This is a genomic window from Paenibacillus sp. FSL K6-3182 (assembly GCF_037976325.1).
Lineage (GTDB): Bacteria > Bacillota > Bacilli > Paenibacillales > Paenibacillaceae > Pristimantibacillus.
The window spans coordinates 5,307,726-5,322,912 of the sequence record NZ_CP150265.1; the positions used below are offsets into that span (position 1 = coordinate 5,307,726).

General features: G+C 44.0%; 14 protein-coding genes. 6 read left to right on the forward strand and 8 right to left on the reverse strand.

All coding sequences use genetic code 11. The annotated features are described in order from the left end of the window. Positions 1-23 precede the first annotated feature (23 nt). Entirely contained in the window at positions 24-1,235 is a 1,212-nt protein-coding gene (gene mtnK, locus MHH56_RS23455; RefSeq protein WP_339204090.1) for an S-methyl-5-thioribose kinase, read from the forward strand. 25 nt (positions 1,236-1,260) lie between these two features. After that, a complete protein-coding gene (gene mtnA / locus MHH56_RS23460; protein ID WP_076270276.1) occupies positions 1,261-2,316 on the forward strand; it encodes an S-methyl-5-thioribose-1-phosphate isomerase in 1,056 nt (351 codons plus the stop codon). Between the two features lie 81 nt (positions 2,317-2,397). Here the strand turns inward: mtnA and MHH56_RS23465 are convergent, their stop codons facing one another. Together MHH56_RS23465 and MHH56_RS23470 are read right to left on the reverse strand one after the other, a co-directional pair. After that, positions 2,398-2,703 carry a DUF1805 domain-containing protein gene (locus MHH56_RS23465; RefSeq protein WP_076270277.1) on the reverse strand — a complete coding sequence of 102 codons (306 nt, stop codon included), beginning with the start codon at positions 2,701-2,703 and terminating at the stop codon, positions 2,398-2,400. 206 nt (positions 2,704-2,909) lie between these two features. Continuing rightward, positions 2,910-3,218 (reverse strand): hypothetical protein, encoded by a 309-nt coding sequence (locus MHH56_RS23470; protein WP_339204091.1) that lies wholly within the window; start codon positions 3,216-3,218, stop codon positions 2,910-2,912. A gap of 488 nt (positions 3,219-3,706) precedes the next feature. Here MHH56_RS23470 and MHH56_RS23475 point away from each other — a divergent pair, with 488 nt between their 5' ends. Then, positions 3,707-4,081, forward strand: a complete 375-nt coding sequence (locus MHH56_RS23475; protein ID WP_076270280.1) for an S-Ena type endospore appendage — start codon at positions 3,707-3,709, stop codon at positions 4,079-4,081. Between the two features lie 27 nt (positions 4,082-4,108). Continuing rightward, positions 4,109-4,450: an S-Ena type endospore appendage gene (locus tag MHH56_RS23480; protein ID WP_339204092.1), complete on the forward strand. Its 342-nt coding sequence runs from the start codon at positions 4,109-4,111 to the stop codon at positions 4,448-4,450. A 55-nt stretch (positions 4,451-4,505) separates the two neighbouring features. On the opposite strand, the gene MHH56_RS23485 is transcribed toward MHH56_RS23480, so the two are convergent. Both MHH56_RS23485 and MHH56_RS23490 read right to left on the reverse strand, forming a co-directional pair. After that, positions 4,506-4,844, reverse strand: a complete 339-nt coding sequence (locus MHH56_RS23485) for an S-Ena type endospore appendage (protein ID WP_339204093.1) — start codon at positions 4,842-4,844, stop codon at positions 4,506-4,508. Positions 4,845-5,263: 419 nt separating this feature from the next. After that, complete coding sequence (locus MHH56_RS23490) at positions 5,264-6,481, reverse strand: hypothetical protein (protein WP_339204094.1); 1,218 nt, start codon at positions 6,479-6,481, stop codon at positions 5,264-5,266. Between the two features lie 657 nt (positions 6,482-7,138). Here MHH56_RS23490 and MHH56_RS23495 point away from each other — a divergent pair. Next, positions 7,139-7,681: a hypothetical protein gene (locus MHH56_RS23495; protein WP_339204095.1), complete on the forward strand. Its 543-nt coding sequence runs from the start codon at positions 7,139-7,141 to the stop codon at positions 7,679-7,681. Between the two features lie 60 nt (positions 7,682-7,741). On the opposite strand, the gene MHH56_RS23500 is transcribed toward MHH56_RS23495, so the two are convergent. Both MHH56_RS23500 and MHH56_RS23505 read right to left on the reverse strand, forming a co-directional pair. Further along, on the reverse strand, positions 7,742-9,643 hold the full coding sequence (locus MHH56_RS23500; RefSeq protein ID WP_339204096.1) for an EAL domain-containing protein: 1,902 nt from the start codon (positions 9,641-9,643) through the stop codon (positions 7,742-7,744). Between the two features lie 151 nt (positions 9,644-9,794). Then, the gene (locus MHH56_RS23505) at positions 9,795-10,175 is read right to left on the reverse strand and encodes a DUF423 domain-containing protein (RefSeq protein WP_339204097.1); all 381 of its coding nucleotides are present in this window, start codon (positions 10,173-10,175) and stop codon (positions 9,795-9,797) included. A gap of 63 nt (positions 10,176-10,238) precedes the next feature. On the opposite strand from MHH56_RS23505, the gene MHH56_RS23510 reads away from it, so the two are divergent. Then, positions 10,239-10,736 (forward strand): hypothetical protein, encoded by a 498-nt coding sequence (locus tag MHH56_RS23510; protein WP_339204099.1) that lies wholly within the window; start codon positions 10,239-10,241, stop codon positions 10,734-10,736. 78 nt (positions 10,737-10,814) lie between these two features. Here the strand turns inward: MHH56_RS23510 and MHH56_RS23515 are convergent, their stop codons facing one another. Both MHH56_RS23515 and MHH56_RS23520 read right to left on the reverse strand, forming a co-directional pair. Beyond that, positions 10,815-13,907: an SMC family ATPase gene (locus tag MHH56_RS23515; RefSeq protein WP_339204101.1), complete on the reverse strand. Its 3,093-nt coding sequence runs from the start codon at positions 13,905-13,907 to the stop codon at positions 10,815-10,817. After that, positions 13,904-15,079: an exonuclease SbcCD subunit D gene (locus tag MHH56_RS23520; protein ID WP_339204102.1), complete on the reverse strand. Its 1,176-nt coding sequence runs from the start codon at positions 15,077-15,079 to the stop codon at positions 13,904-13,906. Before MHH56_RS23520 ends, MHH56_RS23515 begins: the two co-directional genes overlap by 4 nt. Positions 15,080-15,187: the final 108 nt, after the last annotated feature.

Sequence of the window (15,187 nt, forward strand, 5' to 3'; positions counted from 1 at the left end):
CTATAAACCGGAGGTGGACAGCCGTGTCTGCATATCATCCATTAACAGAACAAGAAGCCATTCAAATAGCTCTTTCGCTTGACGGTTATTTCCCAAAGGGGGCAAGTTTAACCAGCCGAGAAATTGGAGACGGTAATTTAAACTTGGTTTTCCACATCGTTGATTCTAGCAGCGGCAAGAGCCTTATTATGAAACAGGCGCTTCCTTATGCTAAAGTTGTTGGTGAGTCTTGGCCGCTTACACTCGATCGTGCACGTATTGAAAGTGATAAGCTTATTTTGGAAGGCGAGCTTGCTCCTGGACTTGTTCCAAACGTTTATAAATATGACCCTGAGCTCTATCTCACCATTATGGAAGATCTCAGCGATCATATTATCATGCGTCAAGGGTTGATTGGCGGAACACGTTATCCTAAATTCGCGGACGATATTTCAACATTTATGGCGCGGACTTTATTTTTCACCTCTGATCTTGGCATGAACCAGCAGGAAAAGAAGCAGCGCGTAAAAGCTTTTATTAATCCTGAGTTATGTAAAATAACAGAGGATCTCATATTCGACGATCCTTATACGAATTCGCCTAACAACAGCTTTGATCCAGCTATTCAGGATGCTGCTGAGACGCTTTGGCAGGATTCACAGCTTCATTTTGAAGTAGCGATTCTACGAGACAAATTTTTAACAAATGCACAAGCGCTGTTGCATGGCGATCTTCATACGGGCAGTGTTTTCGTAACGCCTGAATCTACAAAGGTCATCGATCCTGAATTCGCTTATTATGGCCCTATCGGCTTTGATATCGGTGCTGTTATTGCGAATTTGCTTCTCAACTTTGCAGGGCAAGAGCATTGGAGCACGGATACAGAAACGAGAAATGACTTCCGTCGTTATTTGACCGATTCGGTGCGTGATTTGTGGAATCTATTCGATCAAAAATTCCGTGCATTATGGGATGAGCATGGTCTCGATCGTATTGCTTCTTCAACACCAGGCTACCAAGATTACTATATGAATCGTTTGCTGCAGGACGCTGTTGGTTTTGCAGGCTGCAAAATCGTACGCCGAATCGTCGGTTTGTCTCATGTAATCGATGTAGATCGTATCCCTGATGCAGCTGCTAAAGAGAAAGCTCAGCGCCTCGCTCTTGCTATTGGAACATCGCTGATTCGCAACAACCGCAATACGCAATCCATTGAGGAAATTATTGACGTTGCCTTATCACTTGCAAATAAATGATTGAACACAGAGAGGAAATGACACCATGACAACAAATAATTATGCTGGCTTGCAATCGGTTATCTGGACCGAAGACAGGCTTGATTTACTTGACCAACGGCTTTTGCCAGAAGAAATCGTTTATTTGCCTTTAACGACAGCAGAGGATGTATGGGAAGCGATTCGTCACTTAAAAGTACGCGGAGCTCCAGCCATCGGCATTTCAGCAGCTTACGGCGTCGTTCTAGGCAGCCGAGATGAGCAAACCACTGAGGCATGGCTCGCGCAAGTCGTCAAGCAAGCAGAATATCTCGCGACTTCAAGACCAACCGCTGTTAACTTGTTCTGGGCACTTGATCGCATGAAAGCAGCTGCCGCTTCTTACATCGAGAAAGGCTTGTCGCTTGAGGAAAGCAAAGCCGCATTGCTAACGGAAGCAATCGCGATTCAAAGCGAAGATGAAGAAACAAACAGAATGATCGGTGAACATGCACTATCATTGTTTAAAGATGATATGGGCGTTTTGACACACTGTAATGCTGGCGGCTTGGCAACGGCTAAATACGGCACAGCTCTTGCACCCTTCTACTTAGCCTTGGAACGCGGTATTACACTGCGTGTATATGCTGACGAAACGCGTCCTGTCCTTCAAGGCGCTCGGTTAACAGCATTTGAATTGCAGCAGGCAGGCGTCGATGTGACGCTTATTTGCGACAACATGGCGGGTATGATTATGGCTAAGGGCTGGGTAGATGCGGTTATCGTAGGTACTGACCGCGTTGCTGCAAATGGTGATGTAGCTAACAAAATCGGAACGTACAGCGTAGCTGTACTCGCTAAAGCTCACGGCATTCCTTTTTATGTAGCAAGTCCTCTTTCTACAATTGATTTGAATACGCCGACTGGTTCTGAAATTCCAATTGAAGAACGCAACGCGGAAGAAATTACAGAAGGCTTCGGCAAACGTACTGCTCCTCAGGGCATTAAAGTATACAATCCGGCCTTCGACGTAACGCCTAATGAATATGTAACTGCCATTATTACTGAAAAAGGCATCGTCCAAGCGCCATACGATGTTAATCTTCGCAAACTTTTTGAATAATCACTAGATAATAAAAGCCCTAATCCGTTGTTCGCCGCATTTACGCGTACAGCTTGATTGGGGCTCTTTGTTTTCTTTTTGTTAAAGCATCAATTGGAGCGCTTCCGAGCCTTTCATGCCTACTACAACACCCTTTGTCTCTGCTGTTAAAGTAACGGATTCCAAAGGGGCTTCCATCAACTCTTCCAACGTTTTTACTCCGACAGCTCTGCCAGCTATAATTTCCCGGTCTTTGAGTCGCTCATTAAGCAGAGAAACATCAAGCGCACCGCACATAATATATCCTTTGTCCGTCATGATAGCGAGCAAAGTTGTTTTGGGCAGCTTCACTTCAACGCCAAGTACGGTTTCTCCATTCTCCAGTGTGAAAGGAACCATCCGCATCATATAGGATCCACCCCCTTCTTTTACATAATGTAAAAGGCAATGCACTGCAACATCAGTATATGCAAAAGTAAGTTTGCAGTGTTGGATGTTTGCTTATTTATGCAGTGGTTGAGGGGTGAAATCACAAATGCGGTCACAAATTTATAAGTCAATCAATCTGCACTGCCAGCTCTTGTTGCATGTTGGGAGTCGCATGGCTATACAGACTAGATTTTATTATTTTTCATTTTAATTATTCCATTTAAACGTATTTCATTAAAATTTAGTTCTTCTTTAATCTTCTTAGCCTCTGTTATCGCATGTTTAATCAAATTTCCATTGATTTTTTCACCTGTGTATACATTGTAATCATCAATTACTTCTGTCAGATATTCCTTCAATTCAGCATCAGACTTATCCAGCAATTCTATTCCATGCCATTCTCCATCCCAAATCGCAGCAACACGCTGCCTATCATCGTCATTTGTTTCGTCATAATAAAATACCCAATACTTATACTTCTTGTTGATTTTCATCTCCTCATCCCCTCAAATGAAACCGAGATTTCACTACCTAATATAATCACATTTAATCTGTTTCGTAATACTGATTGTGTATGGGTCAGCTTCAATTTCAAAAATGTTGCTGCTATATTTTTCATGATAGTCTCTTAGAAAAATAATCTGTTGTTCTGATCCATTTTTTCAGCTCTAACCTTTTCCATTATAGCCTTATCATTTAAATAGTCAGAGCCAGTAAGACCTCTATGTATATACTTAGATTGGAGATCATACCAGTGTCCTACTTCGTAAAGAACTAATAAATATCAATAAAGGCGAAGTGTTTATTCAATTGCTCCTCCTAAAACGAGTAAGCATCCTTTTCTGATTCTATTACCCATAGAAATTGCAATAACGAATAACTTCTTGTTTAAAAGATATTTCCTACCTCAGGCAGATGTCCAAGCGGGCAGGTTAATGCCTGCATTAAATAGTTAGATATTATAATTAGGAGGGATTTAGGTATGGGTTGTAATAATTCTGCAACTGCTTTAACTTGTTGTGCTGATAAAAACTTTGTACAAGATAAAGTATGTACCCCCTGGAGTGGCACCGTTGTCGCTGCTGACGTCCTAGTTGTCGTATTCACAAATAATATTAATCAAAATATTGTCGGTACCGGGTATTTGCAATACGACATCGGTCCAGATGATATTACATTTGATTTTCTCGACAGCACGGGAACTCCAATCAATGCTGCTCCATTTACACTCTCTCCCGGAACGAGTCTTGCTTTTACGTATAGGCGCTTCAGTGCCATTCAAATAACGCTTCCAGCAGCTTCACCAGGTACCTATCAAGGGGAGTTCTGCATAACTACCCGTTACCCTGTCCAATAAAATAAACGAGTGGAGGGATAAAGGAATATGTGTGAAGCAAATTCTACACTTAGTTGTTGCTCAGACAAAGTCATTGTGCAAGATAAAGTGTGCTCGAATTGGCAATTAGCTGCAGCTGGGACCCAAATCATTTATTCGAACAATATATCACAAACCATCAATGGTACAGGATATGTTAAATATGAAACCGGTACAGCACCATTAACAGTAAGCTTCTTCAGAACAGGAATCGTAGCAGCTATTCAAACTATAGTTATTCCTGTTGGAGGCAGTGCATCATTTACGGTAGCACGATTTAATACCATTTCCTTAACTACGACGGCAGCAGCACAAGGGGAGTTTTGTATTACTGTCCGTTATAGTCTTTAATCTTATAGCTCAATAATAAAGGATGGTTCTTCATTTATTGAAGAACCACCCTTTATTATTGTTCATTTAATGGAATAGGGTTCGAATGCAGAGCAATCGTAGTTGAAATTACATATTTCCCCTCAATATAAAGTAATTCATTGCCTTTTGCAGAAACTTTTACGGACTTAATGCCTTCACCAATAAAATTAACCGTATTGCCAGGTGGTACAATCATTAGTTTAGTTTCTGTACCAACAATTTCTACTTCCAAAGGATCTGTGCTCGATGGACTCGAGTATATAGTAATTTGCGCCGCCTTAACTTTTGCTTCAATATCTGTCTCCCATATTTGAAGTCCCGTTAGATTACCCTGGAGTAATATATTTCCACAGCATTCTTTTTCGACCAGCATAGTCGCAGGATCAACGCAAGGTGGATCCGGGCAAGGTCTAGGACACGGCCTTGGACATGGTCTCGGTCTTGGTCTGTGACATCGCTTAGGAGGGCACGGAAATATCGGGAAACATCTCTTCCTTCGGGCTCTTTTTTTACAGCATTTTTTCATTATTATATATTTTGATTTTTGTTTATTTATTTGTATAAAAGAGGGTTTCACCATGAGAACATTCATTGATTCAAATAAGGGCTTTTTCCTTGAACAGTATCTCCTTTTCAGCATATTCCCCCCTCTTTCAAAAAACACATATTCCTGTTCATACTTATATTAAATGTATCTTTCCGGCACATGGTTATACATTATCTGAATTTATTCCAAAAGAGGTCATATGCCTAGTAGATTTGACCTCCATTATCGAAATGAATGATTGATTATTACGTAAGCTCGTGCATGGACCAAACTACACCATTCGTAGAACCGCCGCCTATATTAAGTGATATTGTCAGACCGTTCGCATTGTAGTAAAGCCCAATAACATCTCCAGCGGAGAGCGTAACCTCACCTGCCAAAGTTACTGTTCCATTACCAAGTACAGCTCTCAATGTTAGAAGCAACGCAATATTAACATTCAAAATAGGTAATAATCCCGTAACCAAACTTGTTGTAGTAGGCGATGTTCTTTGAACTAGAAAGAAAGGGTTTATTCCAGCTCCGAGGCTTACGCCAATTGCTGCAGTCGTTATATAATTTACTGTTGCTAAAATAGAATATCTACCAGTGACCGGTATCGTGTAATTGCCAGTTGTGGCATTGAAATTCGCATTTCCATAATAAGGATTCGCTACAGACCAGTTAATAAGCTGACCCGTTGCTGATAAAGTAAGAGTAGACAAATATGCCGAAAACCCTTCAGCAGCAAAGTTCGGGCCAGTAGCTCCTGTGGCTCCTGTTCCACCTGTTGCACCCGTAGCTCCTGTCGCACCAGTTGCTCCCGTTGCACCCGTCTCTCCTACTCCTGTCGCTCCTGTCGTGCCCGTTGCCCCAGTTGCTCCCGTCACTCCTACTCCTGTTGCTCCTGTAGCGCCGGTGGCACCGGTTGCTCCTGTCGTGCCCGTTGCACCGGTTGCTCCTACTCCCGTAGCTCCCTGCGTGCCCGTTGCACCGGTTGCTCCGGTCACTCCTACTCCCGTAGCTCCTGTCGTGCCCGTTGCTCCAGTTGCACCCGTCACTCCTACTCCCGTAGCTCCTGTCGCACCGGTTGCTCCCGTTGCACCCGTCTCTCCTACTCCCGTCGCACCTGTAGCTCCGGTTGCTCCCGTTGCACCCGTTACTCCTACTCCCGTAGCTCCTGTAGCACCGGTTGCTCCCGTTGCACCCGTCTCTCCTACTCCCGTCGCACCTGTAGCTCCGGTTGCTCCAGTTGCTCCAGTTGCACCCGTTACTCCTACCCCCGTCGCTCCTGTCGTGCCTGTTGCTCCTGTTGCTCCTGTTGCACCCGTCACTCCAGTTACTCCCGTTACACCTGTCGCCCCCGTCGCGCCAGTAATCCCCTTCTTATGCGTCCCGTCGCAGCTTAATGAACCGGAGCATGAACAATTGCTACTTGAACATTGCGATCTGTTAAGTTTCGAGCTGCCACAATACATATCCATTAGCCCCATCCTTTGTACAACTATCTTGAATACATATATCATTAAAAATTAGAATCGATGAAAATATTCAATCCCAATTTCCCTATCATTAATCTATATAAAACAAATCGTTTAAAAAAAAATTCTCCCAGAAACAGAGAATATTCTACCCCTCTATCGGCAGACTCTATTAATAGTAAATGAATTTTCCTCAGTTATTGATTGTACTCAAGCCTTATCTTCCAAATAATAGTCATTTGGAGCATACCTAAAAATAGAGCCACTTCTACCTTCAATAAGGCAAAGTGACTCTAGCTTTTTCACTACTTTTAACCTGTCTAACCCTTCCCATACAAAGACCATATAATATATCGAGACCAACAATCCATTTTTTTATTTTTATAAAATTTTACATTTATTCCGCATTTAATCTTTACATCACAACTTTCGTTTAATGTTTCAAAGAAATAATAATATATGCTAAAATAGATCAGCCATAACTTTATTATAACTAGTTAGGTCTTTATACCGTATAGCACAGATTTAATCTAATTCCTGTATCTATCCATTTGAATGCGGATACATTTTCTTGCATCACTCGAGTTATCGCTGCTCACTACTACATGAAAAATCGATTTAGTGGTATATTAGTACTATATCGAATCGTCCGGAGGTCCTATGGAAAAACATAACTCTTCACAAGACCGAGCATCCTTTATTTTTAATATTGAGGTGCTTGTAGAAGGGAAAAACAACGCTGCAGCGCTTGAGCAATTGCTTCATTCGCTAAATGGTTCTGACTTTGTTGATTTCCGTATATTATCTGGCATCCAACTTGGAGAGCAAATCGAACATCGCAAGAACAATACAAGCTCCACACATGAAATTCCTTTGCCGCCTAACCTAACTAAAGATGCTGACAGCATACAACCTAACGGAACTTCAACCACCATTCCTGAGAAAACAAAAGACGCTAAAAAGGCTGACAAGCCAGCAGCAGATGCTCTGGAAGCTTTAAGCTATTACGACAAAATAAGAGCACTCATGAAAAACAATACCTTAATCCGGCTCCTCATTAATAAAGGCTTAGGTATTACGCTCAGCATTCCTTGCCGAATCATTAATATGGATGAGTCGGAAAATATTATTACCGTTTATCATGTCGACGAGAAGCAAGTGTATACGTTTCGAATGAACGAAATTGAAGACTTTTCTTACTAATCCACGCATGAAATAGAAAAACCGTTCCAATGACTGTTTATCAGCCATAGAACGGTTTTTTTATGCATAACCCGGAGATAACATTTGTTCAATGTTTTCACTTGATACAGGCGGACTCCAGAAGAAGCCCTGCATTTCATCGCATTTATGCTTGCGAAGAAACTCCATTTGCCCTTCAGTCTCCACGCCTTCTGCGATAACCTGAATATTCAGGTTATGAGCCATTGCAATAATTGCAGCAACGATTTCTGCATCACTCGGGTCCTGCTGAATATCACGTACGAAGGAACGGTCAATTTTCAACCGATCAATCGGGAAGTTTTTCAAATAATGGAATGAACTATAGCCTGTGCCAAAATCATCAACGCTAATATTAACGCCTAATGCCGTTAAGTCGAGCAAACAGCGAGACACATGGCTCACATCCATCGTCATCGACTCCGTGATTTCCAGATCCAAGTATTTTGGATCGAGGCCTGTTTTCTCAAGTACTGCCGCTACCTTGCCTGCGAGATCCGTTTGAACAAATTGCCTAATCGATAAATTGACGGATACCGGCATTAGTGGCAATCCAGCGTCTTGCCATGCTTTGTTTTGACGGCAGGCCTCTTCCAGTACCCAATCGCCTATTTGGACAATCATGCCGCTCTCTTCAGCTAACGGGATAAAGTTCCCTGGCGGTATCATGCCTTTAATCGGATGATTCCATCTTACTAGCGCCTCTACGCCAACCATAGTACCTGAGCTCAAATCATATTGCGGTTGATAATGCAAAATGAATTCTTCGCGCTGAATAGCGCGGTACATCTCATGCTGCAGCGTAAGTCGCTCCAATGACGAATTGCTCCAGTCCTCCGAATAAAGCAGGCAATCATTTTTCCCGCTTTCCTTCACTTTGACAAGCGCCATATCTGCTTTCTTGATAAGCGAATAACTATCATCATCCGCGTTGCGGTTTGTAACCAAACCAATACTCGCTGTAATATGTAACGGGAAGCCGCTCAGCTCATAGGGCTCTTCAATCGACCTGAGGAGATTTCTGCACAGCTCAAGCAAATGCTTCTCCGATCGTAAATTGCAAAATAATAAAGCAAATTCATCGCCTTCCATACGCGCTGCAAAATCATTGTCATCAAGATCTCGATTTAGTCTTTCTGCAACTTGCATGAGAAGAATATCACCAAATTCACGTCCAAAGGATGCATTAACCAGCTTAAAGCGATCTAAATCCAAATAACAAATACCAACGATACGTTCCTCTTCCTTCGCCCTTGTCAACGTCTCCGTCAGTTTCATTTGAAACAAAGTGCGATTCGGCAATCCGGTCATATCATCGTGATAGGCCATATAGCGAATTCGTTCAAGATTACGTTTGCGATCGCTTAGATCTTGACTTATCACTACCGTTCCGATGACTTCATCCATCTGTATCATAGGTGAGCAAACAACTTGAAGCTCGAGCGGAAAACCTGAACCATGCGTAATGTTAATATTGATCTGTTTCGTTTCTCCAAGCAAAGCATGCTCAAATGTTTCTTGCAGCAATTGCCGGCTGCCTGGCTCGACTAATCGCAAAATCGTTTCTCCGAGAAGCTCGGTTCGGTCATAGCCAAGTGTACGGCCAGACGCCTCATTCAACTCCATGACAATCCCGTTTTTATCCAATATCGCCAGCGGAACGGCTTCTGAACGAAGCAAGGTCTCTACAATTGCCGTATGATAATTTTGGAAGCTAAACGTCACATTTCGCTTTATATAAACAATTACTGCAGTTACGATTAACGATGCAGCGATGGCCAAAGCGGTCCATTTGTACATCGTGTTAGAAATTAATATAAATGATACGATAATCCAGACCAACCCGAGTGCTGCCAGCAAACAGCTAACAACCAACGATCCATTTAATGATTGCTTGAGGAGTTGCCGCTTTCTATCAGGAAAACCATCTATCCGTTTCGTCACGCACAAACGTCCTTCCTCTATTTCGAGTCAAGTCAGTGTTCGCTTTATTATAAACGATGTACGCGCTCTGGTATAGAAATATTTACTAAAGCAACTTGTTTTTTTGTTGTAATACAGAGTAATATGTCGTCAATTCATTATTTATTTCTAACTAATTACTTTCTTTCTTAAGTGCTGCAGTAATAATACATATCCAGCCAGCAATAATAGCAACGCCGCCAATAGGTGTAATCATGCCAAGCTTGCTGAAGCTCGTAAGCGATAATACGTACAAACTGCCGCTAAAAATGATCATTCCTGACAGAATTAATCGACCGCCATTTAAAGCAAGCTTGCTCGTCCCCATTTGTTTCGCGAACAAGGAAATTAGCATTAAACCGAGTGCGCTGTACATGTGATAACGAACTCCTGTTTCAAAAACCTCTAAATAATGATCACTCAATTGTTTTTCTAATCCATGTGCTCCGAATGCGCCTAAAGCAATGGCTAAAACCGCGTTTATTGCACCTATTGCAAAATATTTTGGAAACATTTGTTTTCAATCCTCTCGTATTTGTGTATAATTTTACCGTAATTAGTAAAGGAGCTGATATAAATGGAAAATGAAACCAATAACAATGCTAATCCATCTTCCAGCAAAGAGCCTTATGGTTCAAGACCCGTTTTCTCAAATGACCAAACCATCTATGAAGGTCCTAAGAAACATTCAGGAATTGGCATTACATCCTTCATCATTGGGCTGCTCTCAGCCGTATTGCTTATTATTGCAATCGTCTCAGGCTTCTCATTCGCTGATCAGATCGCAAATACAGACATCATTATAGCAGACCCTTCTGATAGAGCAGCTTTTCAAGCTTCAATCGAAGCGCTTGGTCAAGAAGTTCTTGTTTCTATGATGCTTACCATCGTTTGTATTTTTGGAGCAGGGCTACTCTCCCTTGCAGGTCTTATATTAGCCATTATCGGTGCCGTCTCCAGCAAGCGTCGTAAAACGTTTGGCGTTATTGGCATTGTACTTAACGTTGTCGTATTTGTAGGCGGTATTGCTTTATTTTTTGTTGGCTCTGCTTCTATTGCTTCATCGGTTGCCTAATTAAATTTCGGCCAGCTGTAAAAAGTCTGTCTCAGCCTCAATGGAGCGCTCGAAGCAGGCTTTTCTTATTTGTGCCGCTTATCTCACCGTTAATTTCGTCCGACTAAAACCTTCCTTCGTCTTATTAACCTCAAGGCAAGCCGGGAATGCATCCTTAAGCTCCTGAACGTGAGATATAACACCGATCATCCTTCCAGATTTCTGCAAATCAACAAGCGCTGTAATAGCTTTCTGAAGCGATTCCTCATCGAGTGAACCAAAGCCCTCATCAATGAACATCATTTCAATTGTCACGCCGCCCATGTGGGATTGAATAACATCCGTCATTCCAAGTGCAAGACATAACGAGGCATTAAACTTCTCACCACCGGACAATGTTTTCACGTCACGATTCTGACCTGTATACGCATCATAGACATCGAGGCCTAGTCCGCTTTGCTTACCGCGAGTTTCAAGGCGATCACTTCTTTGCAGCATAAATTGCCCATTCGATAAATCATGCAAACGCGAATTGGCAGCAAAGAGAATCTGCTCCAAAAACTCGATTAGAATATAGCGCTCGAACGATACCTTGAGCGCATTATCCCCTTTCAACATCTGGAATACATCCATGACCTCTTCAAGCTTAGCCTCTAGCTCGCTCACATAATCATTGGCCTTTCCAATTGAAATGGCAAGTCGCTCAGCAACTTGACCGGTCCGTATTGCCGTTTGTGCGGCGGCAAATAGTTTCTCCTGCTGCTGCTTCAAAGCAGCAAGCTGCTCCTGAAGCTGCGACAGATCCACTTTAGGTTTGCCAGCAAGCTCGCTTTGCAGTTCAACCAGCTGCTGCATAAGTGAAGCAACGGCTGCTTGGTATGCGGCAATTTCTTTTTTCAACTGTTCTCTAGCTGGGTCAGGCAAAGCTGCTGCTCGATATTGCTGAACCGTGTCAAAACCCGCTTTCACGAGCTCATCCAGCAAGCGCTGCTCTGCTAGCTGCCTGTTTTTTTCAGATTCTTGCTGCTGCTGCTCGGATTGCACGGCATATGCTTTCTGTTCGGCCAGCTTCGCTGTCATTTTTTGCTGCTGCTCTTGAACAGACTTCCAAGCTGCTGACATTCGGTCATAAACTACCTGCTGCTCATTTAGTTTTTCAGTCAGCTTCTCAGGAGTACGCAGTGTTTCTGGGATGCGGCCCAGCTCCTGCTGCAGCGCCGATTGCTGTGACGTTCGCAAAACGATTAAGCGCTGCTGCTCCTGCTGTAGTTGTTCCTTACTAAGCTGTTGCTTCTCGAGCTGCTGCTCCTGACGTTCGATCAACTGCTTGAGCTCAGGAAGCTGCTTCACTTTCAATAGAAGCTTGTCCGTATCTTCCTTAAGGCCGCGCCAAAGCTGCAGCAGCTGCGTTCGTTGCTCCTCCAGCATGACGGCTTTCAATCCAAATTCCGCCAGCTCTTTAGCACCATCCTCGCGTGTTGCTTGTGCTGCAGCTGCTTGTGCTCGCGCTTCAAGCCATTCCCGCTCCACTGCGGCTAATTGTAACTTTGCCTCTTGCAGCCGTTCACGAGAAGGAATCTCTGAATGGATGACCGACTTTGCTGGATGCTCCTCACTGCCGCACACAGGACAAGGCATGCCCTCATGCAGATGGGCAGCTAGTAGAGAAGCTTGCCCCTCAAGCCATGCAGCCTCAAGCTGATCGTGGTTGTCTTTTGTTTTGCTGAGAGTTTGAGCAAATTCTTTCTCTAATAGAGCGATTCTCGTCATTTCTTTCTCGACGTCAACTACTCGCTTTAATTGTTTCCCCTGCTGCTCAATAAGACGCAGCTGATCCAGCTTATCTGTCAGCTCTGCCGTTTCAAGCTCTGTTTCCTTCACTTGTGCATTTGCAGCGAGCTTCGCTTCTCGCAGCTTTATAAGCTCTGCATCCAATGCCTCAAGCTTAATTGTACAACCCTTCTCCGCAAGTACGAGCTTGTCGATCGCTTGCTGCTGACTAGCGAGCGTTCTTACGATTGGAGCCATCTCTAGCAATTTGCTAAGCTCACGTTCCGCTTCACGCCGTTCCTCGCCGCGCTGCTCTTCTACTGCAAACCGCTCAACTACAAGCTTAAAATCGCGCTCCGTGGTTTCCAGCTCCGCTTGCCTCGTAGCAAATTGTTCCCGCTTCAACTTCACATCAGCAGCGGTTCGTTCAGCATGCTCCTGATAAGGAGCCAAATGGGCTGCTTTTTCAGCAAGCGCCAGCCGCTGCTCCTTCAAGCCATATTCCGGCTTCTGACCATCCAGCTGCTCAAGCTGCGTCCGCTTCCTCGCATGCTCCTCGTACTTGCTATTAAGCGTCATCGCAACCCTCAGCTGCACTTCAGCCGCTTCTAGCCTTCCTCCAAGCAGCTCCTTTTGCTCTTCCGCATCTCCTGCAAGCTTCTTATAAAATTCGAACTCCAGCGCCAAAGCGTCCGTCACTTGCGTCGCACTATATACTTCCTGCTTAAAGGTTTCAACAAGCTTACTATTTTCTCGCTCTGGCAGCGCCTCTTGCACTTGCTTCATATAAGCATTAAGAGTCGCTTTTGCTTCTTTCAGCTGATCCTGCAGCGCACGATTTTTTTGCTGAAAACGATTTTCCAAACGCTCATACAGCTCTGTCCGAAAAATTCGGCGCAAAATCTCTTCCTTATTATCTGTATCGGAAGTCAGCAGCTTTCGAAACTCTCCTTGCGGAAGCATGACAATCTGACTGAATTGCTCCTTGGTGAGGCCAATAATCTGCTCCAGCTTAGCATTCACGTCAGACAAAATAAAACGGTCTACTGCTGGAATAGGTTCCCCGCTAGTCGTCTCATACAGCTCGCATTTACCGCCTGTTTCACTTTTGTTCCCGCCCTTGCGATGAGGCATCTGCCTAAGGACCAAGTAGCTTCTGCGACCGATAGCGAAATCGAAATGAACCGCGGTGTGTATTTCTTCTGCAGCAAAATGACTGCGAAGCATACGGGGATCAGCTCGATCCTCTCCACTAGCCGTTCCATAGATAGCAAAACAAATCGCATCAAAAATTGACGTTTTCCCTGCGCCTGTATTGCCTGAAATAACAAACAGGCGTCGATCCTCCAGCATGCTGAAATCGATCGTTTCCGAGTCTCGATAGGAGCCGAAAGCTGTCATTGTTAATTTGATTGGCCTCATAGGATACCTCCTTCCTCACGCAGCAGCTCTGCATACGTATTCGCAAACAACTGTTTTTTCGCTTCCGAGAGTGGTTGCTGCTTTACTTCTTGATAAAAAGCTGTGAACAGCTCGATTGGATCAGCCTCACGCCGTCCTTTAGCCACTCCTACGTCCAAGCTGCCGCCATCGCTCAAATGGCTGCCTGAAGATAATGGCCTGCGTTCCACATGAAGCGCATTTGGATAAACCGCACGCACCTTCTCCATTGGAAACAATACGGGATTATCATTCAAAAGAGTAACAAAAACATAATCCTCGTTTATTTCATGCTTCGTTATCTCTTCAATAGTAGCAGTTACACGGCGCATGTTGCGAAGCGGAAGCAGCTCGCGCTTCTCGATCTCCACTTCACCCGCTTCATTAAGCTCAATGACGAAATAACCCTTCGCATGGTTTTCCTCAGAAATCGAATATTTAAGCGGGGAACCCGCATACCTTATCTTGTGATTGCGAACGAAATGGGCCTGATGCAAATGTCCAAGCGCTGTATAATTAAATTTTTCAAAATAAGCCGCACTCACATGTTCAGCTCCGCCAACAGACAATGGCCGCTCGGAGTCGCTTGTATTAAGCTCCGGCTCTCCGGTTGCCGTAACAAAAGCATGCCCGACAAACACATGCCGAGCTTCTGGATTCATAGACTCAGCAATGTTTGCTGTAACTGCCCGCATCGCATCGTCATGCGTTTTTATCGATTCATCGCCAAACTCGTAGCGTACTTGCGCAGGATCTGCGTACGGAACAAGATGGAAGTGAACCTCGCCGAATTCATCATTTAACACGACTGGTCCGAGCGTTTTGCGAAGCTGTCCCGCCAAATATAAACCGCGATTTTCCATCATTTTTGTACCAAAATTAATACGGTCTGGACTGTCGTGATTCCCTGATATTGCAAGCACTGGCGTGCCTAAATCGATGACGATCCGGCTGAGCAGCTCATCAAGCAATTCTACCGCTTCCGTAGGCGGAACAGCCCGATCATAGAGATCGCCAGCAATAATGACCGCATCCGGCCGTTCGATTTCGATCGCTTGCAGCAGCTGCATCAGAACATAACGCTGATCCTCTGTCATATATACGCCTTGAACGAGCTTGCCCAAATGCCAGTCCGCAGTATGAAATAGCTTCATTCGTCACAAACATCCCTTCCTTGCATTTCTATCTATCTTAACACGTTATTGGTCTATCATTTATTTTAACATCCGATTCATCATGCCGCATAGTAAAGCTGAAATTGC

Excerpts from the sequence above, each read along its gene's own strand:
- mtnA (WP_076270276.1), top strand. The coding sequence starts at position 1,261 with ATGACAACAAATAATTATGCTGGCTTGCAATCGGTTATCTGGACCGAA.
- MHH56_RS23465 (WP_076270277.1), bottom strand. The coding sequence starts at position 2,703 with ATGATGCGGATGGTTCCTTTCACACTGGAGAATGGAGAAACCGTACTT.
- MHH56_RS23470 (WP_339204091.1), bottom strand. The coding sequence starts at position 3,218 with ATGAAAATCAACAAGAAGTATAAGTATTGGGTATTTTATTATGACGAA.
- MHH56_RS23475 (WP_076270280.1), top strand. The coding sequence starts at position 3,707 with ATGGGTTGTAATAATTCTGCAACTGCTTTAACTTGTTGTGCTGATAAA.
- MHH56_RS23480 (WP_339204092.1), top strand. The coding sequence starts at position 4,109 with ATGTGTGAAGCAAATTCTACACTTAGTTGTTGCTCAGACAAAGTCATT.
- MHH56_RS23485 (WP_339204093.1), bottom strand. The coding sequence starts at position 4,844 with ATGCTGGTCGAAAAAGAATGCTGTGGAAATATATTACTCCAGGGTAAT.
- MHH56_RS23490 (WP_339204094.1), bottom strand. The coding sequence starts at position 6,481 with ATGGATATGTATTGTGGCAGCTCGAAACTTAACAGATCGCAATGTTCA.
- MHH56_RS23495 (WP_339204095.1), top strand. The coding sequence starts at position 7,139 with ATGGAAAAACATAACTCTTCACAAGACCGAGCATCCTTTATTTTTAAT.
- MHH56_RS23505 (WP_339204097.1), bottom strand. The coding sequence starts at position 10,175 with ATGTTTCCAAAATATTTTGCAATAGGTGCAATAAACGCGGTTTTAGCC.
- MHH56_RS23510 (WP_339204099.1), top strand. The coding sequence starts at position 10,239 with ATGGAAAATGAAACCAATAACAATGCTAATCCATCTTCCAGCAAAGAG.
- MHH56_RS23515 (WP_339204101.1), bottom strand. The coding sequence starts at position 13,907 with ATGAGGCCAATCAAATTAACAATGACAGCTTTCGGCTCCTATCGAGAC.
- MHH56_RS23520 (WP_339204102.1), bottom strand. The coding sequence starts at position 15,079 with ATGAAGCTATTTCATACTGCGGACTGGCATTTGGGCAAGCTCGTTCAA.